The sequence below is a fragment of the Caulobacter sp. SSI4214 genome (assembly GCF_012184455.1).
Taxonomy (GTDB): Bacteria; Pseudomonadota; Alphaproteobacteria; order Caulobacterales; family Caulobacteraceae; genus Caulobacter; species Caulobacter vibrioides_E.
Genome location: NZ_SZWJ01000065.1, coordinates 1 through 22,460 on the forward strand (window position 1 = coordinate 1; position 22,460 = coordinate 22,460).

16 protein-coding genes and 1 pseudogene are annotated in these 22,460 nt (G+C 67.9%); 9 read left to right on the forward strand and 8 right to left on the reverse strand.

The features are described from left to right. The coding region (locus FCU40_RS16575; protein ID WP_168076380.1) for a pseudouridine synthase at positions 1–1,145 on the reverse strand (1,145 nt) is incomplete at its 3' end. Positions 1,146–1,195: 50 nt separating this feature from the next. Between FCU40_RS16575 and tadA the strand changes: the two genes are divergently transcribed. Further along, complete coding sequence (gene tadA / locus FCU40_RS16580; protein WP_168076383.1) at positions 1,196–1,678, forward strand: tRNA adenosine(34) deaminase TadA; 483 nt, start codon at positions 1,196–1,198, stop codon at positions 1,676–1,678. Positions 1,679–1,733: 55 nt separating this feature from the next. Here the strand turns inward: tadA and FCU40_RS16585 are convergent, their stop codons facing one another. Then, positions 1,734–2,159, reverse strand: coding sequence for a hypothetical protein (locus tag FCU40_RS16585; RefSeq protein ID WP_168076385.1), 426 nt, complete (start codon positions 2,157–2,159; stop codon positions 1,734–1,736). 119 nt (positions 2,160–2,278) lie between these two features. Here FCU40_RS16585 and pseB point away from each other — a divergent pair, with 119 nt between their 5' ends. After that, positions 2,279–3,319: a UDP-N-acetylglucosamine 4,6-dehydratase (inverting) gene (gene pseB, locus FCU40_RS16590; protein WP_168076396.1), complete on the forward strand. Its 1,041-nt coding sequence runs from the start codon at positions 2,279–2,281 to the stop codon at positions 3,317–3,319. Then, on the forward strand, positions 3,316–4,473 hold the full coding sequence (gene pseC, locus FCU40_RS16595) for a UDP-4-amino-4,6-dideoxy-N-acetyl-beta-L-altrosamine transaminase (protein WP_168076407.1): 1,158 nt from the start codon (positions 3,316–3,318) through the stop codon (positions 4,471–4,473). Before pseB ends, pseC begins: the two co-directional genes overlap by 4 nt. Here pseC and FCU40_RS16600 read toward each other — a convergent pair whose 3' ends face one another. Together FCU40_RS16600 and FCU40_RS16605 are read right to left on the reverse strand one after the other, a co-directional pair. Continuing rightward, the gene (locus FCU40_RS16600; protein ID WP_168076409.1) at positions 4,474–4,785 is read right to left on the reverse strand and encodes an EthD family reductase; all 312 of its coding nucleotides are present in this window, start codon (positions 4,783–4,785) and stop codon (positions 4,474–4,476) included. A 181-nt stretch (positions 4,786–4,966) separates the two neighbouring features. Further along, positions 4,967–5,332: a hypothetical protein gene (locus tag FCU40_RS16605; protein WP_241693633.1), complete on the reverse strand. Its 366-nt coding sequence runs from the start codon at positions 5,330–5,332 to the stop codon at positions 4,967–4,969. A 48-nt stretch (positions 5,333–5,380) separates the two neighbouring features. On the opposite strand from FCU40_RS16605, the gene FCU40_RS16610 reads away from it, so the two are divergent. Then, a complete protein-coding gene (locus FCU40_RS16610; protein ID WP_168076411.1) occupies positions 5,381–6,481 on the forward strand; it encodes a DUF5694 domain-containing protein in 1,101 nt (366 codons plus the stop codon). An 87-nt stretch (positions 6,482–6,568) separates the two neighbouring features. Here the strand turns inward: FCU40_RS16610 and FCU40_RS16615 are convergent, their stop codons facing one another. Continuing rightward, complete coding sequence (locus tag FCU40_RS16615; protein WP_168076413.1) at positions 6,569–8,266, reverse strand: hypothetical protein; 1,698 nt, start codon at positions 8,264–8,266, stop codon at positions 6,569–6,571. Between the two features lie 211 nt (positions 8,267–8,477). On the opposite strand from FCU40_RS16615, the gene FCU40_RS16620 reads away from it, so the two are divergent. The 5 genes from FCU40_RS16620 to FCU40_RS16640 all read left to right on the forward strand — a co-directional run bounded on the left by FCU40_RS16620 (position 8,478) and on the right by FCU40_RS16640 (position 11,988). Beyond that, the gene (locus FCU40_RS16620) at positions 8,478–9,188 is read left to right on the forward strand and encodes a response regulator transcription factor (RefSeq protein WP_004624059.1); all 711 of its coding nucleotides are present in this window, start codon (positions 8,478–8,480) and stop codon (positions 9,186–9,188) included. Further along, the gene (locus FCU40_RS16625) at positions 9,163–10,776 is read left to right on the forward strand and encodes an ATP-binding protein (RefSeq protein ID WP_168076415.1); all 1,614 of its coding nucleotides are present in this window, start codon (positions 9,163–9,165) and stop codon (positions 10,774–10,776) included. The genes FCU40_RS16620 and FCU40_RS16625 overlap by 26 nt, the downstream gene beginning before the upstream one ends. Then, positions 10,773–11,231 carry an HPr kinase/phosphorylase gene (locus FCU40_RS16630; protein WP_168076417.1) on the forward strand — a complete coding sequence of 153 codons (459 nt, stop codon included), beginning with the start codon at positions 10,773–10,775 and terminating at the stop codon, positions 11,229–11,231. Before FCU40_RS16625 ends, FCU40_RS16630 begins: the two co-directional genes overlap by 4 nt. 75 nt (positions 11,232–11,306) lie before the next feature. Next, positions 11,307–11,714 carry a PTS sugar transporter subunit IIA gene (locus tag FCU40_RS16635; RefSeq protein ID WP_004624065.1) on the forward strand — a complete coding sequence of 136 codons (408 nt, stop codon included), beginning with the start codon at positions 11,307–11,309 and terminating at the stop codon, positions 11,712–11,714. A gap of 4 nt (positions 11,715–11,718) precedes the next feature. After that, positions 11,719–11,988, forward strand: a complete 270-nt coding sequence (locus tag FCU40_RS16640) for an HPr family phosphocarrier protein (protein ID WP_004624066.1) — start codon at positions 11,719–11,721, stop codon at positions 11,986–11,988. Positions 11,989–12,385: 397 nt separating this feature from the next. On the opposite strand, the gene rpoC is transcribed toward FCU40_RS16640, so the two are convergent. The 3 genes and pseudogenes from rpoC to FCU40_RS16655 all read right to left on the reverse strand — a co-directional run. Further along, the gene (rpoC, locus tag FCU40_RS16645; protein ID WP_004624068.1) at positions 12,386–16,576 is read right to left on the reverse strand and encodes a DNA-directed RNA polymerase subunit beta'; all 4,191 of its coding nucleotides are present in this window, start codon (positions 16,574–16,576) and stop codon (positions 12,386–12,388) included. 178 nt (positions 16,577–16,754) lie between these two features. Next, positions 16,755–20,825, reverse strand: a complete 4,071-nt coding sequence (gene rpoB / locus FCU40_RS16650) for a DNA-directed RNA polymerase subunit beta (protein ID WP_004624070.1) — start codon at positions 20,823–20,825, stop codon at positions 16,755–16,757. Between the two features lie 327 nt (positions 20,826–21,152). Beyond that, positions 21,153–22,460 (reverse strand): annotated as a pseudogene (locus FCU40_RS16655) (hypothetical protein); the annotation flags it as partial.

Here is a 22,460-nt window from a genome sequence, read left to right on the forward strand (position 1 = left end):
CGCGCCGCGCCCTCGGCGGGCTTCGCGCCGGAACGGGCCGAGGGCTTGCCGCGCGCGACGGGCTTCTTGTCGTCGATGAACTTGGTCTCGATCGACTTGGCGGGACGCTTGGCCTTCGCCGCGCCCTTGGCCGGGCCGTGCGGCGAGGTCTTCTTCTTGGGCCGCGCCCAGCCTTCCTTGTAGACGGGCTTTTCCGGCTTTTCCGGCGCGTCGGGGACCACCGCCCGGTCGGCGCGCGGGGCGCCCCGGCGCTGGACGTCGCCGCCGCCTTCCGTGCCCGGCGCCTTGGCGGCGTTGGCGACGCCGCCGAACTTCGGCCGGTCGCCGGTCGGCATGTTCTCGGGCGGCACCACGCCTTCCAGAAGCTCGCGGATCACCCGAGGACCGACCTCCTCGATCTGACCGGCCGCCAGGGTTCCGAGGGCGAAAGGACCGTAGGACAGGCGGATCAGGCGATTGACCTTCAGGCCGATCGACTCCAGCACCTTGCGGACCTCGCGGTTCTTGCCTTCCGACAGGCTGACCGTGATCCAGACGTTCTTGCCGCCGCCGGCCCGGTCGTGCGCCTTGTCCAGCTTGGCGTCGATGGCGCCGTACTTGACGCCCTCGAGGGTCACGCCGTCCTTCAGCGTGTCGAGCTTGGCCTGCGTCGTGTCGCCAAAGGCGCGAGCGCGGTAGCGGCGGACCCAGGCGTTGCCGGGCGTTTCCAGCGCGCGCGACAGCTCGCCGTCATTGGTGAGCAGCAGCAGGCCCTCGGAGTTCAGGTCGAGACGCCCGACCGAGATCAGCCGGGGCAAGTCCTTGGGCAGCGACTGGAACACCGTCGGCCGGCCCTTGGGATCGCTGTGGGTGGTCATCAGGCCAGTCGGCTTGTGGTAGCGGAAGATCCGCGTCGGCTCGCGCTCGGCCACCAGCTGGCCGTCGACGGTAAGGAAGTCGCCGGGCGCGACCTTGACCGCCGGGGTGGTCAGCACCTTGCCGTTGATCGCCACGCGGCCGGCCTCGATCAGCCGCTCGACCTCGCGGCGCGACGCCACCCCGGCCCGCGCCAGCGCCTTGGCCACCCGCTCGCCCGGGCCGCCGTCCAGCTCGCCGTCTTGACCGTCGAGGTGAGGCTCGTACAGGGGATCGTGAGGTTTGGTCATTTTCGGCGTCCTTCTAAGGCTGGGCGCATCTCTCGATGGGCTTTCAGCTAATGCGCACCGATCAGGGCGAGGATCAAGATGAGGCGATGATGCGCCTGGCGCTCGACGCCGCCCGCGCGGCGGCGGCGGCGGGCGAGACGCCGGTCGGGGCGGTGATCCTGGACCCGAGGACCGGCGAGGTGATCGCCACGGCCGGCAACGGTCCGATCGGGGCCCACGATCCCACGGCCCACGCCGAGATCGCCGCCCTGCGCGCGGCGGCGGCCCGGCTCGAGAACTACCGGCTGACCGATCTGACCCTGGTCGTGACGCTCGAGCCCTGCGCCATGTGCGCCGGCGCGATCAGCCACGCGCGGATCGGCCGGGTGGTGTTCGGGGCCGAGGACCCCAAGGGCGGCGCGGTCTTGCATGGCCCCCGGTTCTTCGCCCAGCCCACCTGCCACTGGCGGCCGGAGGTGACCGGCGGCGTGCTGGCCGACGAAAGCGCCGAACTGCTGCGCGGCTTCTTCCGCGCCCGTCGAAAAAAGACCTGAACCGGTCTTCGCATCGCTTTCGCGGAAAACCGGCGTCCACTTTTCCGCGCGATGCTTAGCTGATCAGGGCCGAGCCCAGCATGATCTTCGAGCCGGGCTTGCCCAGCACCTGGTCGGCGGTCTTCTGCAGCTCGCGGCTGATATAGTCGATGTCCGGCGGCGCCCCGCCGCGCAGGCCGGCGGCGTAGATCATCAACACCTGGGCGAAGGCCGCGCGCAAACGCGGGACCGAGGCCTGGGCGCGCTTCATCAATTCCGGATCCTTGACCTCCAGCCCCGTCTCCAGGGTCATGACGCCCCGGCGGCCGTCGCGGCGCATGACGATGGCGTTGATCGGATCGAGCGCCAGGAAGGTCGTGGCCTTCTTGTCCCCCTTCTCTTCCTTCTTTTCTCCGGCCAGGGCGGCGGCGGGCGTCAGGACGGGACCGCCGGTCAGGACGGCGGTCAGGGCGAGCGTCAGGAGGCGGCGAGAGCGGCGCATGGCGCCTTGGTAGCGCGACGTGGTTGACGTCCTCTTTACGCCTACGGGCGCATCAAGACGCGTTAACCAAGATTCGCCGCCGCGCCTTCAGGCCGGCGAGCGTCGCGAGGAGGCAGACCTTGGGCCGTTTTTCACCCCAATCCCTCGATCTGGACGGCAAGGTGATCCTGGTCACCGGCGGCACCGGCTCCTTCGGGCGGCGGTTCATCGAGACCGTCCTGAGCCGCTATAACCCCCGAAAGGTCATCGTCTACTCCCGCGACGAATTGAAGCAGAGCGACATGCAGATCGAGCTGCGCGAGCAGTTCGATCCGAAGACCTACGCCAAGATGCGCTTCTTCCTGGGCGATGTCCGCGATCGCGAGCGCCTGACCCTGGCCCTGCGCGGCGTCGACATCGTCATCCACGCCGCCGCCCTCAAGCAGGTGCCGGCCGCCGAGTACAATCCGTCGGAATGCATCCACACCAACGTGCTGGGCGCCGAGAACGTGGTCTGGGCCAGCCTGAACAACGCGGTCAAACAGGTGGTGGCCCTGTCGACCGACAAGGCCTGCAACCCGACCAACCTCTATGGCGCGACCAAGCTGGCCTCGGACAAGACCTTCGTGGCGGCCAACAACCTGTCGGGCGACATCGGCACGCGCTTCTGCGTGGTGCGCTACGGCAATGTGGTCGGCTCGCGCGGCAGCGTGGTGCCGCTGTATCGCCGGCTGCTGGCGCAGGGCGCGACCGAGCTGCCGGTCACCGACCCGCGCATGACCCGCTTCTGGATCACCCTGAACGAGGGCGTCGACTTCGTGCTGTCGTCGCTGACCCTGATGCGCGGCGGCGAGATCTTCGTGCCGAAGATCCCGTCCATGGCCATGCCCGATCTGGTCAAGGCCATGTCGCCGGACGCCCAGATGAAGGTGATCGGCATCCGTCCCGGCGAGAAGCTGCACGAGATCATGATCAGCGCCGACGACGCGCGCTCGACCGTCGAGTTCGAGGACCGCTTCGCCATCGAGCCCAACTTCGCCGAGTTCGGCCGCGCCCCCTACGCGGCGTCGGACGGCGCCAGGCCGGTCGCCGAGGACTTCTCCTACAGCAGCGACAACAACCACGACTGGCTCAGCCCCGAGGGCCTCTTGGCCATGCTGGACGAAAAGTCCGCGCGATGACCGGCTTTCTCCCCTACGGCCGGCAGACGATCGAGGACGACGACGTCGCCGCCGTGGCGGAAGCCCTGCGCGGCGACTTCCTGACCACGGGACCGACCGTCGAGGCCTTCGAGACGGCCTTCGCCGCCAAGGTCGGCGCCCGCCACGCCGTCGCCGTCTCGAACGGCACCGCCACCCTGCACCTGGCGATGATGGCGCTGGGCGTCGGCGAGGGCGATGTCTGCGTCGTCCCCTCGATCACCTTCCTGGCCACCGCCAACTGCGCCCGCTATGTCGGCGCCGAGGTGGTGTTCGCCGATGTCGATCCGGACAGCGGCCTGATGACCCCCGACACGCTTGGCCGGGCTCTGAATGGCATCCGCGGCAAGCGGGTAAAGGCGGTTCTGCCCGTCCATCTGCGCGGCGACGTCTGCGACCTGCCGGCGCTGAAGGCCATGGCCAGCGCGTCCGGCGCGACCCTGGTCGAGGACGCGCCCCACGCCCTGGGCTCGGTCGGGACCTTTGACGGCGTCGCCCACCCGGTCGGCGACGGGGCCTATTCCAGCTTCGCCAGCTTCTCGTTCCATCCGGTCAAGACCCTGGCCACCGGCGAGGGCGGGATGCTGACCACCAACGACCCCGACCTGGCCGCTCGCGCCCGCCTGCTGCGCTCGCACGGCATGGTTCGTCAGCCGGGCGGCGATCCGTGGTGGTACGAGATGCCGGAACTGGGCTTCAACTATCGCATCCCCGACGTCCTGTGCGCCCTGGGCCTGTCTCAGTTGAAGAAGCTGGACCGCTTCGTCGCCCGCCGTCGCACGCTGACCGGGCTCTACGCCCGCAGGCTGGCCGAGCGGACGCCGCGCGTTCGACTGGCCGCCAGCCCGGCGCATTCGAACCCAGCCCTGCACCTCTTGACCGTGCTGATCGATTTCGAGGCCGAGGGCCTGTCGCGCCGCACGGTGGTCGACAGCCTGAAGGCCAGCGGGATCGGGACGCAGGTCCACTACATCCCGGTGCACCGCCAGCCCTACTACGCCCAGCGCCAAGGCGTCGCCGACCTGCCCGGCGCTGACGCCTGGTACCGGCGCTGCCTGACCCTGCCCCTCTATCCGACCATGGCCGACGGGGACGTCGACCGCGTGGTCGACGCCCTGGCCGCGATCCTGGGCTGATCAGCTCGCGAGACTGATCTGAAGGATCGGCGTGATGTCGGTGAACCGGGGCACGTCGCCCATGACCTCGGGCGCGCGCGGTCCCGTCAAGGAGGCTTGCAGCGCCTCCGCGTCGCGGAAGGTGAGATTGACGATCACCACATACGGCGCCGGCGCGTCGCCGCCGCCCGACACGCCCTTCAAGACCTGAACCCCGGTGAGACCCGTGGGCGTGAAGGCCTCCTTCACCAGCGGGATGTGGGTGGCGTCGTAATAGGCCTGGTCGAACTTCGCGCCTTCGGCGGCGGGATAGAGGACGGTCAAAACAGCCATGGCGATCTTCCCTAGAGCCCTTTCCGATCTGATTGATCCAATCAGATCGGATAAAAAGGGCTCTAAATCAAAAGTTTAGAGCATTTTTCGATCCGATAACCGTTTCACACTTATCGGAAAATGCTCTAGGCGACCCGAACGGCCGCGCGCGACAACCTTACCCGGCGCCGCCGGGGAAGAGTCAAACGGCGCGATCGGAGCGCTTCGCGGGGCGTCCCTTGAAGTAGGCCAGCGGAAAGATCGCGCCGAAGCAAAGGGCGAACGCGCCGAGGAGAAACATGCCGCTCGGAACACTCGGAAGCGCCTTGGCCAGCAGCATGGCGCCGACGGTCGGCCCGACGATCAGCACGATCATCGCCAGCCAGCCTTGCCAGCATATCGGCCAAGCCGTGAACCGGCCGCCCGTCCGGACATATTCGAACCAGACCTTGTTCTTGTCGGTCTCGCGCGGCGCCACGTCGTCACCCTCTCGCCCGACATCAGGTTGATCCGTCCAGCCGCGCGAATAAAGCGCAACGGACATTAAATAAAATACAGGCGCCTCCACGAGGCGTCGCCGAAGCCTCTAGACGCTAACAGCGTCGAGGGGAATTTCATGCTTCGTAAGGTTCGCGTCCTGGCTGGCGCCCTGATCGCATCCAGCGCCGTGATCGGCGTGGCCCAAGCGGGCGAGTATCGACCGACCTTCCATCCGGAGACCTTGAAGGGCCCGCCCCACGGCGCGCCCAACACCGTGCTGGTGCTGGGCACGCCGCACCTGTCGGGCCTGCCCAAGAGCGTCGACCTGGCGCTGCTGTCGCCGCTTCTGGACCGGCTGGCCGCCTGGGCGCCCACCGCCATCGCGACCGAGGACCTGTCGGGCCTGCAATGCGACGCCCTGCGGCGTAATCCGGCCCGCTACGCCCAGACCGTGGAGATGCGTTGCCCGGACACCTCGGCGGCCGAGCGGGCGGTCGGGCTCGACGTTCCCGCCGCCAACGCCGAGGCCGAGCGACTGCTGGCCGCCTGGCCCGCCGCGCCGACGGGCGCCCAGCGCCGGCGCCTGGCCGCGGTGTTCATGGCCGCGGGCGAGCGGGGCTCGGCCCTGGTCCAATGGCTGCGGCTGCCGCCGGCCGAACGCACCGTCGGCGACGGCCTGAACGACGAGCTGGTCGCGGCGCTGGAAAAGCTCAGGGTCCGTCGCAACGAGACCGACCAGGTCGCGGCCGTCCTGGCCGCGCGGCTGGGCCTGGAGCGCCTGTGGTCCGTCGACGATCACTCCGCCGACACGCCCGACAGCCCCGATCCCGCCGAGCAGAAGGCGGCCGAGGCCGCGATCACCGCCGCCTGGAACAATCCCGCCTCGCGCGCCCAGCAGGCCGAGAATGACCGGCTGAGCCAGGGACTGACCAGCGCCGATGGCCTGCTGCGACTGTATCGCGCCTACAATGGTCCGAAGGCCCAGCGCCTCGTCTATGAAAGCGATTTCGGCGCCGCGCTGGCCGAGCCCTCGCCCCAGGGCTTCGGACGGCAATATGTCGGCTACTGGGAGACCCGCAACCTACGCATGGTCTCCAACATCCGCGACGTGTTGGGTCAGCATCCCGGCACGCGGATGCTGGCCATCGTCGGCGCGTCGCACAAGGGCTACTACGAGGCCTATCTGAACCAGATGCACGACGCGCGGCTGGCGGACGTCGAAGCGGTCCTGCGCTGAACGCGCGACCGCTGGTTTAAAGGCTCTAAATCAAATGTTTAGAGCGTGAGATAAGCTGAAACCGGTTCCCACTTTCAGCCTCACGCTCTAAGCCGCCCGCGCCACCAGGGTCTTGATCAGGTCCAGGGTCTGGGGCGAGGACTGCAGCTCGGCGCGGGCTCCCGGGTCTCGGGCCAGCTTCAGGGCCTCGACGCGCGCCTTTTCGGCGACGGGGCCGGTGGGGCCAGCCTCGCCCATGGCCAGCTTGGCCAGCAGTTGCAGGCGATGCGGCAGCGGGGCCGGCGCGCGGACCAGCATGGTCAGCAGGCGCGAGTCGGCCTCGATCAGCGCCCCGATCTCGCCCAGCTTGGCGCAGAGCGGCTCGTGGTCCTCGCGCACCAGGCCCGAGCGCCCGATCGACCGTTGCAGCCCGGCCAGCAGGGTCAGCTTGGCGACCGGGGAATCCGGCCCCTGGCGCAGTTCCTTCTCGAAACGCAGAGCCTGGATATTGGCGCTGAGCCAACGGGCGGCGCTGCGCTTGTTGACCGCGCCCATGACGTTTTCCGTCAGGCGGACCAGCATCTTGATCTCTTCGTGGGCCGAGCGGTCGCGGCCCAGCAGCGCCTCGATGAAGTCGCTGTTCAGCAGGGTCTTCGAGCGCGTGGTGAAGGCGCCCTGGATATCCTCGGGGGCCAAGATGCGGCCGGCGGCGGCCGTCAGGCTCATGGCCAGGGCGCGCAGGAATTCGATCTCGGCCTCGGCGTCGGCGGGCTTGAGACGACGCACGCCGTTCAGCTCCTTCAGCACCCGCCCCGCGATCGAGGCGCGGACCGAGGCGAAGGCGTCGCTTGACAGCCAGTCGCCCAGGCGCTTGGCCACGCCCGACAGCTCGGGCATGCAGCCGCGCACGCTGGGCTCGATGCGGATCAGCGCCTCGACGGCCGTGCCGCCGGTCATGCGGATCATGGCGGCCAGGGTCGCGCCCAAGTCGTCTTGATTGTCCAGGAGATCGGCCATGCCGGCGCGCGAGCCGATGATCTCCGATAGCGGCTGCTCGATCGCGGCCAGGGCGGCGGCGCGGGCGCGCGGCTCCTCCGGCGCGGCGTCGGCCAGGTCCAGCAGGCGCGCGATCTTCTCGGACCAGGTCTTGGCCGGGGCGATCGAGGCGGCGATGCCGGCCCCCAGCAGAAAGGCGCGGTCGGGGTCGGCGGCCAAACGTTCGGCGGCCTTGGCGAAGCCTTCCTTGTCCAGGTTGGGCAGATCGCCCTTCTTGAAGGCCTTCGTCAGGTTGGCGATGGTGCGCTCGACCAGGCCCTGGAAGTGGCGGATGACCTCGTGCACGCTCTGGCCGCGCGCCTCGGCTTCCGGGATGGCGATCTTCTGAAGGGCGTGCTGCAGGTCTGTGCCGGAAGCTTCCAGCTTCTCGACCAAGTCGGGTCGGTGCAGCAGTTCGAAGGGCGTGGCCTTGTGCCGAACCAGCCAGCCTTCCAGCAGGCGGCCGATCCTGTCGCGGGCGTGGGCGGTGTAGAGGTCAGCCGGCTGCACGCACAGCGGATCGCGGTTCTCGACTTCCTTCTTGGGCTTGCCGCCGTCGACCATGCCCTTGGTGAAGATGGCGATCGACTTGTATTCGCGAGTCTCGGGGTCCAGCGTTTCCTTGCTGACGCGCACGGCCACCGCGCGCCCCTGGGTCAGGACGTCCTCGGCGGTCTGCAGCGCCTGCGTGCGGATCTCGGTGGCCATCTCGAGCGTCCACTGCGCGCCGGCTCGGCGACGGACAAATAGCTCGTAATGGACTTCGCTCATGTGCGTGACGCGCTCCAATAGTCTTCGACCATGGACCAGAACACTTAAGGTGAGGTTGAAGACGACCGCCCCGCCGCATTGGCGCCATGCTGGAGCCGCAAACGCTCGCCAGAAGCCCTTGGGAAAGCTTTGCCGCGCCACGCGTTGAAGCCTGGGCGAGCGATGTTTAGGATCGCTCGACCTGAAGATCGCCGAGGACAGACGGAAACATATGGCCGCCATCACGCTCATTGACGACGACGAAAACATCGTCGCTTCGGTCTCGCTGGCGCTGGAAAGCCACGGGCACGCGGTGAAGGCCTATTATGACGGCGTCTCCGGCCTGGAGGCCGTCGAGGCCAGCCCGCCCGATCTGGTTATCCTGGACGTCAAGATGCCGCGCATGGACGGGATGGAGGTGCTGCGTCGCCTGCGCCAGACCTCCGAGATCCCGGTGATCATGCTGACGTCCAAGGACGACGAGATCGACGAGATCCTGGGCTTCAACCTCGGCGCCGACGACTACATGCACAAGCCGTTCAGCCAGCGCCTGCTGCTGGAGCGGGTAAAGGCCGTCCTGCGCCGGGCGCGTCCGGAAGAGGACCCCATCTCGGCCGCCGATCCGACCGGCGCCAACTCCAAGGTGATGAAGCGCGGCAAGCTGACCCTGGACCCGGCCCGCCACGACAGCCTGTGGGACGGCAAGCCCGTGCGCCTGACCGTCACCGAGTTCCTGCTGCTGCAGGCCCTGGCCCAGCGCCCGGGCTTCGTGAAGAGCCGCGACAACCTGATGGACGCCGCCTACGACGATCAGGTCTATGTCGACGACCGCACGATCGACAGCCACATCAAGCGGATGCGCAAGAAGTTCCGCCAGGTCGATCCGGAATTCGACTCCATCGAGACCCTGTACGGCGTTGGCTACCGTTACCGCGAAGCCTGAGCCGGCGCGCCCCCAGGGGGGCGTCGAGCCCAGGCGGCGCCTGGCCTGGCCGCGCGGCTCGCGGCTGGGCCGGCTGATCATCATCCTGAACGTCCTGGCCCTGGCGATCGTCGTGGTCGGGGCGCTGGTGCTGAACGAGCTGCGCTCGGGCCTGGTCAATGCCCGCATCGACAGCCTGACCACCCAGGGCGAGCTGATCGCCAACGTCATCGACCAGTCGGCGACGGTGGGCGAGCCCGAGCCGGCGCTCGATCCCTATACCGCCAGCGCCATCCTGCAGGTGCTGTTCATCCCCCGCTCGCAACGGGCCCGGCTGTTCGACGCCCACGGCAAGGTGCTGGCCGACTCGTTCGTGGTCGCCGACCACGTGGACTGGAAGGTGCTGCCCCCCGCCCGCAAGCCCGGCCAGAAGGACCAGGCCCAGCAGAGCCCGCGCGAAAAGGCTCGGGCCGAGCGCGCCCGCCAGGCCCTGGCCGACGAGATCGCCCGCGCCATGAAGGGCCACACCGTAGCCGGCACCCGCGTGTCCGAGGACGGCGACCGGGTGGTGTCGGTGTCGATCCCGATTCAGCACGTCCGCGCGGTGCTGGGCGTGCTGACGCTCGAGGCCGGCGACGTCGACCAGATCATCTCGGCCGAGCGCAAGGCCCTGCTGCCATTCATCGTCGTGGCCATGATCGCCATCCTGGTGTCCAGCGTGCTGCTGCACCGGCTGATCGCCGTGCCGGTCCTGCGGCTGGCTCGCGCGGCCGACCATGTCCGCCTGCAAGGCGCGCGCGCCATCTCCCTGCCCGACCTCTCCGAGCGCAGCGACGAGCTGGGCGACCTGTCCCGCTCGCTGGAGGAGATGACCCATTCGCTGTCCGAGCGGATGGACGCCATCGAGCGCTTCGCCGCCGACGTGGCCCACGAGATCAAGAACCCGCTGACCTCGATCCGCTCGGCCATCGAGACCCTGGACCTGGTCACCGAGCCCGCCCCCCGGGCGCGGCTGCTGGCCATCCTGCGCAACGACGTCAACCGCCTGGACCGGCTGGTCACCGACATCTCCAACGCCTCGCGCCTGGACGCGGAGCTGTCGCGCGAGCAGCCCAAGGCCCTGGACCTGGCCAAGCTGCTCGGCGAAGTCGCCGGCCTCTATGACGCCCAGCTGCGTCCCGGCCCGGCCCCGGGCAGCGTGCGCGTGACCTTCGCCGCCGAGGACCCGCGGCCGATGCCCGTCCTGGCCCGCGAGACCCCGATCGGCCAGGTGTTCCGCAACCTGATCGACAACGCCCGCTCGTTCAGCCCCGACGACGGCGAGGTGCGGGTCGTCGTGAACCGGGCGCGCGGCAAGGTGACGACGACGGTCGAAGACGACGGACCCGGGATTCCGCCGGACAATCTGGAGACCATCTTCGAGCGCTTCTACACCTCGCGGCCCAAGGGCCGGGCGTTCGGAGGCAACTCGGGCCTGGGCCTGTCGATCGCCCGCCAGATCGTCGAGGCGCACGGCGGGACGATTCGGGCCGAGAACCGGATGGACCCGGCCACCGGAGCGATCGCCGGCGCGCGATTCATCGTCGAGCTGCCGGACGCGCGGGAATGACCGGCGACGAAGCCGCCCTCGACGTCCGCCACGCCGGGCTGATCGCCTTGCGTCTGGGCGGCCGGTGGCGCGGCGCTCTGATCGAGGGCCCGTCGGGCGCGGGCAAGAGCGATCTGGCCCTGCGCGCCCTCGACGCCGGCTTCCGGCTGGTGGCCGACGATCGCGTCGCGACCTTCGCGTCGGGCGGCAAGCCTTGGGGCAAACCACCCGCGCCCCTGGCCGGCCTCATGGAGGTGAGAGGGCTGGGCGTGGTCGACGCGGCCGCCCTGCCCTTCTGCGAGATCGCGCTGGCCATCCGCTGCGTCGCCGCGCCCGAGCAGGTCGAACGCCTGCCCGGGCCGCGTTTCACGCCGATCGCCGGGGTTTCCGTTCCCGTTTTCGACCTGTGGCCTCGGGAACCCGCCGCGCCCCTGAAAATCAGACGCATGATGCAGTCTCTTGGAGTCGCAACCTAACGGGCGTATCAAGACCGCCCGCGCGATCCTCCACCGGTCGCCGCGGGAATGGGGATCCCGTTTGAGATACAAGGCATGATCGGGCTCGTGATCGTGACGCACGGGCGTCTGGCGGAGGAATTCGTCTCCGCCATGGAGCATGTGGTCGGTCCGCAGGCCGCCGTGAAGGCGATCTGCATCGGCCCCGAGGACGACATGGAACGTCGCCGCTCGGACATCCTGAAGGCCTGCGCCGCGACGGACGTCGACGGCGACGGGGTCATCCTGCTGACCGACATGTTCGGCGGCACGCCCAGCAACCTGGCCATTTCGGTCATGGAGCAGACCAAGGCCGAGGTCATCGCCGGCCTGAACCTGCCCATGTTGATCAAGCTGGCCAGCGTGCGCCAGCGCGAGCCCCTGCAGACCTGCGTCGCCCACGCCCAGGAGGCTGGACGCAAGTACATCTCCGTGGCCTCCTACGTCCTGGCTGGGGAAAAATAACGGCATGACGTCCAGAACGGTCGAGATCGTCAACGAGCGCGGACTGCACGCGCGGGCCTCGGCCAAGTTCGTGAAGATGGCGTCCGGCTACGACGCCGAGGTCACCGTCAGCCGCGACGGCGCGTCCGTCGACGCCCGTTCGATCATGGGCCTGATGATGCTGGCCGCCGGCATCGGCTCGACCATCGACATCTCGGCCGAGGGCCCGGAGGCCGAGGCCGCCGTCGAAGCCCTGTGCGAACTGGTCTCCAACCGCTTCGACGAGGAGCGGTAGGGGGCGAGATAGCGCCCCCTCCGTCACGAGGCTTCGCCTCGCGCCACCTCCCCCACTTCGCGAGGGAGGAGTTCCCGTCTCATCCTCACCCGCTCGCGGGGGAGGTGGATCGCCGCCGATATAGAGCGTGATAGCCGAAAGTGTGAGCGGTTTCGGCGGCTATCACGCTCTAAATGTTTGATTTAGAGCCTTATTTTTCCGCTCGAATGATTCCATTCGAGCGGATAAGGCTCTAGGCGGCGAGACGGAGGGGGCGCTCCGACGTCGCCCAAACAGTCCGCCCACAACGAAAAAGGCCCGGGATCGCGCCCGGGCCTTTCCGTCGTTTAGCTCTGCACGCCTATTGGGCGCCCGCCCGGGCGCTTAAAGCGCCCGAGTCCCGAGTTCTTTCGGACGCCTATTGGGCGTCCGAAAGGGCGATCTCGGCCGGCAGGGGCTCCATGGCGTCCTCGCGCTGCTGGGCCAGCTGTTCGTCGCGCTTGGCGGCGACGCGCTGCAGGCTGCGCAGGTAGGCGCCCGTGCCAGCGGGGATCAGGCGACCCACGATGACGTTTTCCTTCAGGCCTTCCAGCGTGTCGGTCTTGCCGTGCACCGAGGCTTCGGTCAGGACGCGCGTCGTTTCCTGGAACGAGGCGGCCGAGATGAAGCTCTTGGTCTGCAGCGAGGCCTTGGTGATGCCCAGCAGCACCGGCTGGACAACGGCCGGACGGCCGCCGCGGGCGATCGCCTTGTCGTTTTCCTTGTCGAACTCGGGCTTGTCCAGGTGGTCGCCCTTGATCAGGCCCGTGTCGCCCGGCTCGATGATCTCGACCTTTTGCAGCATCTGACGAACGATCGTCTCGATGTGCTTGTCGTTGATCGGCACGCCTTGCAGACGATAGACCTCCTGGATCTCGTCGACGAGGAAGTTCGCCAGGGCCTCGACGCCCAGGATGCGCAGGATGTCGTGCGGATCCGGGTTGCCGTCGATGATGTACTCGCCCTTGGTGATGTAGTCCCCGTCGTGGACGGCGATGTGCTTGCCCTTCGGGATCAGGAACTCGACCGCTTCGGGCTGGTTGCCGTCGGCGTCGACGTCCGGCGTGATCTTGATCCGGCGCTTGTTCTTGTAGTCCTTGCCGAATTCGACACGGCCATCCATTTCGGCGATGACCGCGCAGTCCTTCGGACGGCGGGCTTCGAACAGTTCGGCGACGCGCGGCAGACCGCCGGTGATGTCGCGGGTCTTGGCGCCTTCGGTCGGGATACGGGCGATGACCTCGCCCGGCTTGACCTCGTCGCCGTCGGCCACCGAGAGAATGGCCCCCACGGACAGCAGGTAACGCGCTTCACCGCCGTTCGACAGGCGCTTGTACGAGCCGTCTTCCGACAGCACGCCCATGCCCGGACGCAGGTCCGAGCCCCGGGCCGAGGCGCGCCAGTCGGCGATCACGCGCTGGGCGATGCCGGTGGCCTCGTCGACTTCCTCGCGGACGGAGATGCCGTCCACCAGGTCCTCGGCGCGGACGCGACCGCCCACTTCGGTGATGATCGGGGTGGTGTAGGGGTCCCAATCGCCGAGGCGCTGGCCGCGCTTCACGGTATCGCCGTCCTTGACCTTCAGGCGCGCGCCGTAAGGCGGCTTGTAGGTCTCGCGTTCCTTGCCGTCGACCAGGACGCTGACGGTGGTGTTGCGGCTCATGATGACCAGGGCGCCGTCGGCGGCGGTCACGGTCGGGCCCATCACGCGGACCACGCCGTCGTTCGACGCTTCGAAGAACGACTGCTCGGCCACCTGGGCGGTGCCGCCGATGTGGAACGTGCGCATGGTCAGCTGGGTGCCCGGCTCGCCGATCGACTGGGCGGCGATGACGCCGACCGCTTCGCCGATGTTCACCGGCGTGCCGCGGGCCAGGTCGCGGCCGTAGCAGGCGCCGCAGACGCCGATCTTGGCTTCGCAGGTCAGGACCGAGCGGACCTTCACCGACTGGACGACCGCCGCCTCGATGGCGTCGGCGATGTTCTCGTCGATATAGGTGTCGGCCGGCACGACCAGCTCGCCGGTCGACGGATCCTTGACGTCCTCGGCCGTGAAGCGGCCCAGGACGCGGGCGCCCAGCGAGACCAGCACGTCGCCGCCCTCGACCACGGCCCGCAGGGTGATGCCCTTGGTGGTGCCGCAGTCTTCCTCGACGATGATGCAGTCCTGCGCGACGTCGACCAGACGACGGGTCAGGTAACCCGAGTTGGCCGTCTTCAGCGCGGTGTCGGCCAGACCCTTACGGGCGCCGTGGGTCGAGTTGAAGTACTCCTGAACGGTCAGGCCTTCCTTGAAGTTCGAGACGATCGGGGTCTCGATGATCTCGCCGGAGGGCTTGGCCATCAGGCCGCGCATACCGCCCAGCTGCTTCATCTGGGCTTGCGAACCGCGGGCGCCGGAGTGGGCCATCATGTAGATGGCGTTGATTTCCTTCTCGCGGCCGTTCTCGTCCTTATGCTTCATCTGAAGCTCGGCCATCATCTCGTCGGCGACGCGGTCCGTCGCCTTGGCCCAGGCGTCGACGACCTTGTTGTACTTCTCGCCCTTGGTGATCAGACCGTCGGCGTACTGTTGCTCGTACTCCTCGGCCAGAGCGCGGGTTTCGGCGACGATCGCCTCCTTCCGCTTCGGAATGATGATGTCGTCCTTGCCGAACGAGATGCCGGCCTTGGCGGCTTCCTTGAAGCCCAGGCCCATCACCTTGTCGGCGAAGATCACCGTCGCCTTCTGACCGCAGTGGCGGTAGACGATGTCGATCAGATTGCCGATTTCCTTCTTGGTCAGCGCCTTTTCGATCAGGCGGTGGCCGATCTGGGGGTGATGCGGCAGGAGGGCGGCGATCTTCATGCGGCCCGGCGTGGTGTCGATCACCTTGCGGACCAGCTTGCCTTCCGAATTCATCTCGGTGTGGCGCGCCTTGATCTTGGCGTGCAGCGAGACGACGCCGGCGTCCATGGCGGCTTCGATCTCACCCAGGTCGGCGAAGATCTTGCCCTCGCCCGGCTCGCCCTCGCGGGCGACCGACAGGTAGTACAGACCCAGGACGATGTCCTGCGACGGCACGATGATCGGGCGACCGTTGGCGGGCGACAGGATGTTGTTGGTCGACATCATCAGGACGCGCGCTTCCAGCTGAGCTTCCAGGCTCAGCGGGACGTGCACGGCCATCTGGTCGCCGTCGAAGTCGGCGTTGAACGCGGCGCAGACCAGCGGGTGCAGCTGGATGGCCTTGCCCTCGATCAGCTTCGGCTCGAACGCCTGGATGCCCAGACGGTGCAGGGTCGGGGCGCGGTTCAGCATGACCGGGTGTTCGCGGATCACCTCTTCGAGGATGTCCCACACCTGCGGCTGCTCGCGCTCGACCATGCGCTTGGACTGCTTGACGGTGCCCGACAGGCCCTTGGCGTCCAGGCGCGCGTAGATGAACGGCTTGAACAGCTCCAGCGCCATCTTCTTGGGCAGGCCGCACTCGTGCAGCTTCAGCTCGGGACCGACCACGATGACCGAACGGCCCGAATAGTCGACGCGCTTGCCCAGCAGGTTCTGACGGAAGCGGCCCTGCTTGCCCTTCAGCATGTCGGCCAGCGACTTCAGGGGCCGCTTGTTGGCGCCGGTGATCACGCGGCCGCGACGGCCGTTGTCGAACAGGGCGTCGACCGACTCCTGCAGCATCCGCTTTTCGTTGCGGATGATGATGTCGGGCGCGCGCAGCTCGATCAGGCGCTTGAGGCGGTTGTTCCGGTTGATGACCCGGCGATACAGGTCGTTCAGGTCCGAGGTCGCGAAGCGGCCGCCGTCCAGCGGCACCAGCGGACGCAGTTCCGGCGGGATCACCGGCACCACGGTCATGACCATCCATTCCGGACGGTTGCCGCTTTCCTGGAAGGCTTCCAGGATCTTCAGGCGCTTCGAAAACTTCTTCTGCTTCATGTCCGACGGGTTGCCCGCCAGTTCTTCACGAAGCTTCTCGGCTTCCTTCTCGAGGTCGATCGCCTTGAGCAGGTTCTGGACGGCCTCGGCGCCGATCTCGGCGGTGAAGCTGTCGTCGCCGTACTCTTCCTGGGCGCGCATGTAGTCGTCTTCGCTGAGCAGCTGGTGCTGCTTCAGCGGCGTCAGGCCCGGCTCGGTGACGATGTAGTATTCGAAGTAGAGGACGCGCTCGATGTCCTTCAGCGGCATGTCCAGCATCATGGCGATGCGCGACGGCAGCGACTTCAGGAACCAGATGTGGGCGACCGGCGAGGCCAGTTCGATGTGGCCCATGCGCTCGCGACGGACGCGGGCCAGGGTGACTTCGACGCCGCACTTTTCGCAGATGATGCCCTTGTACTTCATGCGCTTGTACTTGCCGCACAGGCATTCGTAGTCCTTGGTCGGGCCAAAGATACGGGCGCAGAACAGGCCGTCACGCTCGGGCTTGAACGTGCGGTAGTTGATGGTCTCGGGCTTCTTGATCTCGCCGAACGACCACGAGCGGATCTTTTCCGGCGAGGCCAGCGAGATGCGGATCTGGTCGAAGGTCGGAGCGGCCTGGACCGGATTGAAGATGTTCAGGACTTCCTGGTTCATCTTGGTTCCTTCTGCGGGGATGCCCGCGAAAAATTCTTTTCAGAGCGCTCCTCCCCCGCGTCGCGGGGGAGGTGGCGGCGGAGCCGTCGGAGGGGGCTAGCTGGAGATCGGCCGGGCTGGCCCCCTCCGTCCCTCCGGGACACCTCCCCCGCGTCGCGGGGGAGGATCCTCAGTCGGCTCAGCTGTTCTCCAGCTCGACGTTGAGGCCGAGCGAGCGCATTTCCTTGACCAGCACGTTGAAGCTTTCCGGAATGCCGGCCTCGAACGTGTCGTCGCCGCGGACGATCGACTCGTAGACCTTGGTCCGGCCGGCCACGTCGTCGGACTTCACCGTCAGCATTTCCTGCAGGGTGTAGGCCGCGCCGTAGGCTTCCAGAGCCCACACTTCCATTTCCCCGAAGCGCTGACCGCCGAACTGGGCCTTACCGCCCAGCGGCTGTTGCGTGACGAGCGAGTACGGACCGATCGAACGGGCGTGGATCTTGTCGTCGACCAGGTGGTGCAGCTTCAGCATGTAGATGTAGCCGACCGTGACCGGACGCTTGAACTGCTCGCCGGTCAGGCCGTCGTACAGGATCGACTGGCCCGACGGGTTGACCCCGGCCATTTCGAGATGGTTCTCGATGTCGCTCATGCGCGCGCCGTCAAACACCGGCGTGGCGATCGGAACGCCCTTGCCGAGGTTCTTGGCCAGCTCGATCAGCTCTTCCTCGGTGTCCGGCAGCTCTTCGTTCGGACCGTAGATGTCGCGCAGGCGGTCGATGAGCGCCTGCTTCTGACCGCCATGCTGCCAGTCTTCCATCAGGTTGGTGATCTGCTTGCCGAGGTTGGCGCAGGCCCAGCCCAGGTGGGTTTCGAAGATCTGACCGACGTTCATGCGCGAAGGCACGCCCAGCGGGTTCAGAACGACGTCGACGTGCGTGCCGTCGGCGAGGAACGGCATGTCCTCGATCGGCAGGATGCGCGAGATGACGCCCTTGTTGCCGTGACGGCCGGCCATCTTGTCGCCCGGCTGCAGCTTGCGCTTCACGGCCACGAAGACCTTGACCATCTTCATGACGCCCGGAGGCAGTTCGTCGCCGCGCTGCAGCTTGTCGACCTTGTCCTCGAAACGACGGTCGAGACGCTTGCGGTTCTCGTCGAACAGACGGCGCAGGGCTTCCAGCTCGCCCATCGCCTTCTCGTCTTCCAGGGCGATCTGCCACCACAGGCCCGAGGCGATCTGCGACAGACCCTCGGCCGTGATCTCGCCGCGCGACAGGCCCTTGGGACCCGACAGCGCGACCTTGCCGATCAGCAGCTCCTTCAGACGGCCCGAGATGTTGCGGTTCAGGATCGCGAACTCGTCGTCGCGGTCCTTGCCCAGGCGGTCGATCTCGGCGCGTTCGATGGCGAGCGCGCGCTCGTCCTTGTCGACGCCGTGACGGTTGAAGACGCGCACGTCGACGATCGTGCCGGCGACGCCCGGGGGCAGGCGCAGGCTGGTGTCGCGGACGTCCGAGGCCTTTTCGCCGAAGATGGCGCGCAGCAGCTTTTCTTCCGGCGTCATGGGCGACTCGCCCTTCGGCGTCACCTTGCCGACCAGGATGTCGCCCGGCTGGACCTCGGCGCCGATCGCCACGATGCCGGCTTCGTCGAGGTTGCGCAGGGCTTCCTCGCCGACGTTCGGGATGTCGCGGGTGATTTCTTCCGGACCCAGCTTCGTGTCGCGGGCCATGACTTCGAATTCCTCGATGTGGATCGAGGTGAAGACGTCGTCACGGACGATGCGTTCGGAGATCAGGATCGAGTCTTCGAAGTTGTAGCCGTTCCAGGGCATGAACGCGACGAGCGCGTTGCGGCCCAGGGCCAGTTCGCCCAGCTCGGTCGACGGACCGTCGGCGATGATGTCGCCGGCGCGGATCTTGTCGCCCACCTTCACCAGCGGACGCTGGTTGATGCAGGTCGACTGGTTCGAGCGCTGGAACTTCGACATGCGGTAGATGTCGACGCCCGAACGCGCGGGGTCGGTCTCTTCCGTGGCGCGGATGACGATACGGGTGCCGTCGATCTGTTCCACCACGCCGGTGCGCTTGGCGATCACGACCGCGCCCGAGTCACGGGCGACGACGGCTTCCATGCCGGTGCCGACCAGCGGGGCGTCGGACTGCACCAGCGGCACGGCCTGACGTTGCATGTTCGAGCCCATGAGGGCGCGGTTGGCGTCGTCGTTTTCCAGGAACGGGATCAGGGCGGCGGCCACCGACACGACTTGGCGCGGCGACACGTCCATCAGGTCCACCGTCTCCTTTTGCAGGAGGGTCGGTTCGCCGTTGATGCGGCCCGGAACCAGATCTTCGACGATCTCGCCGCCGTCGACCTTGATGTTCGACTGGGCGATGACGTGCTTCGACTCTTCCATCGCCGACATGTAGACGACTTCGTCCAGCGGCTTGCCGTCCTTCACGCGACGGTACGGGCTCTCGATGAAGCCGTACTTGTTCACGCGGGCGTGGGTCGCGAGCGAGTTGATCAGACCGATGTTCGGACCTTCCGGCGTCTCGATCGGGCAGATCCGGCCATAGTGGGTCGGGTGCACGTCGCGGACTTCGAAGCCGGCGCGTTCGCGGGTCAGACCGCCCGGGCCGAGGGCCGACAGACGACGCTTGTGGGTGATTTCCGACAGCGGGTTCGTCTGGTCCATGAACTGCGACAGCTGCGAGGAGCCGAAGAATTCACGGACGGCGGCGGCGGCCGGCTTGGCGTTGATCAGGTCGTGCGGCATGACCGTGTCGATGTCGACCGAGCTCATGCGTTCCTTGATCGCGCGCTCCATGCGCAGCAGGCCGACGCGGTACTGGTTTTCCAGCAGCTCGCCCACCGAGCGGACGCGACGGTTGCCCAGGTTGTCGATGTCGTCGATTTCGCCGCGACCGTCGCGCAGGCCCACCAGGACCTTCAGCACGGCCAGGACGTCTTCCTTGCGCAGGATGCGGACCTCGTCCGAGACGTCCTGCTCGAGACGCATGTTCATCTTCACGCGGCCCACCGACGACAGGTCGTAGCGCTCGGCGTCGAAGAACAGCGACTTGAACATGGCCTCGGCGGCTTCCACCGTCGGCGGCTCGCCCGGACGCATGACGCGATAGATGTCGAACAGCGCGTCCTCGCGGATGGCGTTCTTGTCCACGCGCAGGGTGTTGCGCATGTAGGCGCCGACCGTGACGTGGTCGATGTCCAGCACGTCGATGGTGCTGAAGCCTTGGTCGGCCAGGGCCTGGATCGCCGGAACGTCCAGCTCGTCGCCGGCCTCGGCGTAGATCTCGCCGGTCGACATGTTGACCGCGTCGCGGGCCAGGTAGCGGCCCGTCAGGGCTTCCGGCGCCAGCAGCAGGGTCTTCAGGCCGCCATCGGCGAACTTCTTGGCCTGGCGAGCCGTGATCTTCGTGCCGGCCGGAGCGACCTCCTCACCGGTGTCGGCGTCGACCAGCGGGAACTCCGGCTTCACGCCGCGCCAGCGCTCGGGCTTGTACGGGGTGGCCCAGCCGCCCTCGCGCTTCTCGAACGGGACGACGTCGTAGAAGGTGGTCAGGATCTCTTCGCCGTCCATGCCCAGGGCATAGAGGAAGGTCGTGGCCGGCAGCTTGCGGCGACGGTCGATACGGACATAGACGATGTCCTTGGCGTCGAACTCGAAGTCCAGCCACGAGCCGCGGTACGGGATCACGCGGGCGGCGAACAGCAGCTTGCCCGAGGCGTGGGTCTTGCCCTTGTCGTGGTCGAAGAACACGCCCGGCGAGCGGTGCATCTGCGAGACGATGACGCGCTCGGTGCCGTTGACGATGAAGGTGCCCTTGTCCGTCATGAGCGGGATGTCGCCCATGTAGACGTCCTGCTCCTTGATGTCCTTGACCGAGCGGGCGCCGGTTTCTTCTTCCGTCTCGAACACGATCAGGCGCAGCTTGACCTTCAGCGGCGCGGCGAAGGTCATGTCACGCTGGATGCATTCCTCGACGTCGTACTTGGGCTCCTCGAACTCATACGAAACGTATTCGAGGACGGCGCGTTCGTTGAAGTCCTTGATCGGGAAGACCGACTTGAAGACCGCCTCGACGCCTTCGTCGCGGCGCTGGCCCGGACGGACCTCGCGCTGAAGGAACTGCTCGTAGGAGGAGCGCTGAACCTCGATGAGGTTCGGCATCTGCACAGCCTCGGGAATGCGGCCGAACGACTTCCGGATCCGCTTCTTGCCGGTGAAGGATTGCGCCATGTGTTTTCCCTGGGCGCGGATGGAGTCCGCGCGTGAGTTCGAATTGCCTTGGCGTCCACCCTCGCCGCTCCCGTTTCGGGAGCCGCGGACGCTGGAATTCCCCTGTCGGGCGACCGGGACCGGAAGCCTGACGGGCGCCCCTTCGCGCTGGTCGGAGGGCGGCTGACCGCGCCTCGGGGCGTAATACGGACGCGCGTAAGCGCTCCGCCGAATGTCTTCGTGAACGCGGGGATATAGGGGAACGGCGCGCGGAAGAAAAGAGGGATTCGTAACGCGCGGTTAAACAGCGAACGACGGGGCGCCCTTGGGGACGTCCCGCCGGATCGATCAGTGGGCGTTGGGCGCCTCGCCCTCGCGGTCCTTGTCGGGCGCGCGGGGCTCGGCGGGCGGCTTGGCGGCGGGCCGAGGCGGCTTGGGCGGCGTATGCTCGGCCAACTGGACGCGGCGCGCCGCTTCGGCCTGGACCTCTTGGCGCTCATGGACCGCCTGGGCCTGACGCGCGGCCTGGGCCTGCTGTTGCTGGGCCTTGGCGGCGGCTTCGGCTTGCTGGCGGGCGACCGCCTGCCGCTGGGCCGCTTGCGCCTGGGCCCGGCGAGCGGCCTCGGCCTGCGCCTGTTGCTGGGCCCTGGCGGAGGCTTGAGCCTGCTGGCGCGCGGCGGCCTGGACGCGAGCGGCCTGCATCTGGGCCGCCCGGACTTGCGCCGCCTGGACCTGAGCCGCCCGCGCCTGGGCTTGAGCCTGAGCCTGGGCTTGGGCCTGCCGAACCGCCTCGGCTTGCTGACGCGCCGCGGCCTGTTGCTGGACCGCCCACGCCTGTTGTCGCGCCTGGGCGGCGGCCGCGGCCTGAACCTGCTGCTGGGCGCGCGCCGCCGCCTGGGCCTGCGCCCAGGCCTGGGCTTGAGCTTGGGCCTGCTGTTGCCGCGCCTGCTCGGCCTGAGCTTCCGCCTCGCGGGCGGCCTGCGCCTGCTGAGCCTGCTTTTGCTGACGCCATTGCGACTCCCAGGCCGCCTGTTCGGCCGCGTGGGCCTGGTCGCGGGCGATCTGGGCGGAGACCTGGGCGGAATAGGCCGCGCGCTCGGCCCGCTCCGCCTCCCACCGGGCCTGTTCCTGCTGGCGATGCGCGTCGCGCCAGGCGCGCCAGTCCTCGTCGCGCGCCTGCTGGTCGGCCCAGGCCCGCTGCTGGGCCATCAGGTCGTCGCGCCGCTCGCGCCAGGCCTCGGCATAGGCGGCCTCGCGCTGCTCGTGCACAGCCGCGAAATAGAGCCCGGCGGCGCGCAGGGCGTAGCGCGCGGCGCGCTCGGCGGCGTCGCCGTCCGGATCGATCGGCCGTCCGACGCTGTCATAGACCACCGCCAGCCGACCCTGGTCGTAGCCGTAGGCGTACTGGGGGTCGCGCACCAGGAATGGCTGGTCCGACCCGGCCTCGTAATAATAGACGCGCTGCCCCTCGGGCGTCGGCTCGACCATCCGGTAGTCGCCCGACTGGGAGCGCCAGATCCACGGCCGCTCGCCCTGGTAGGGCACGGTGTAGTCCGGCGGGCTGTCGACGAAGGCGTCGCTCATCGCATAGGCGCGATCGATATAACGGTAGCGCTCGCGAGGGGCGACGCCTTCGTCGACAGCCCGCCGGACTAC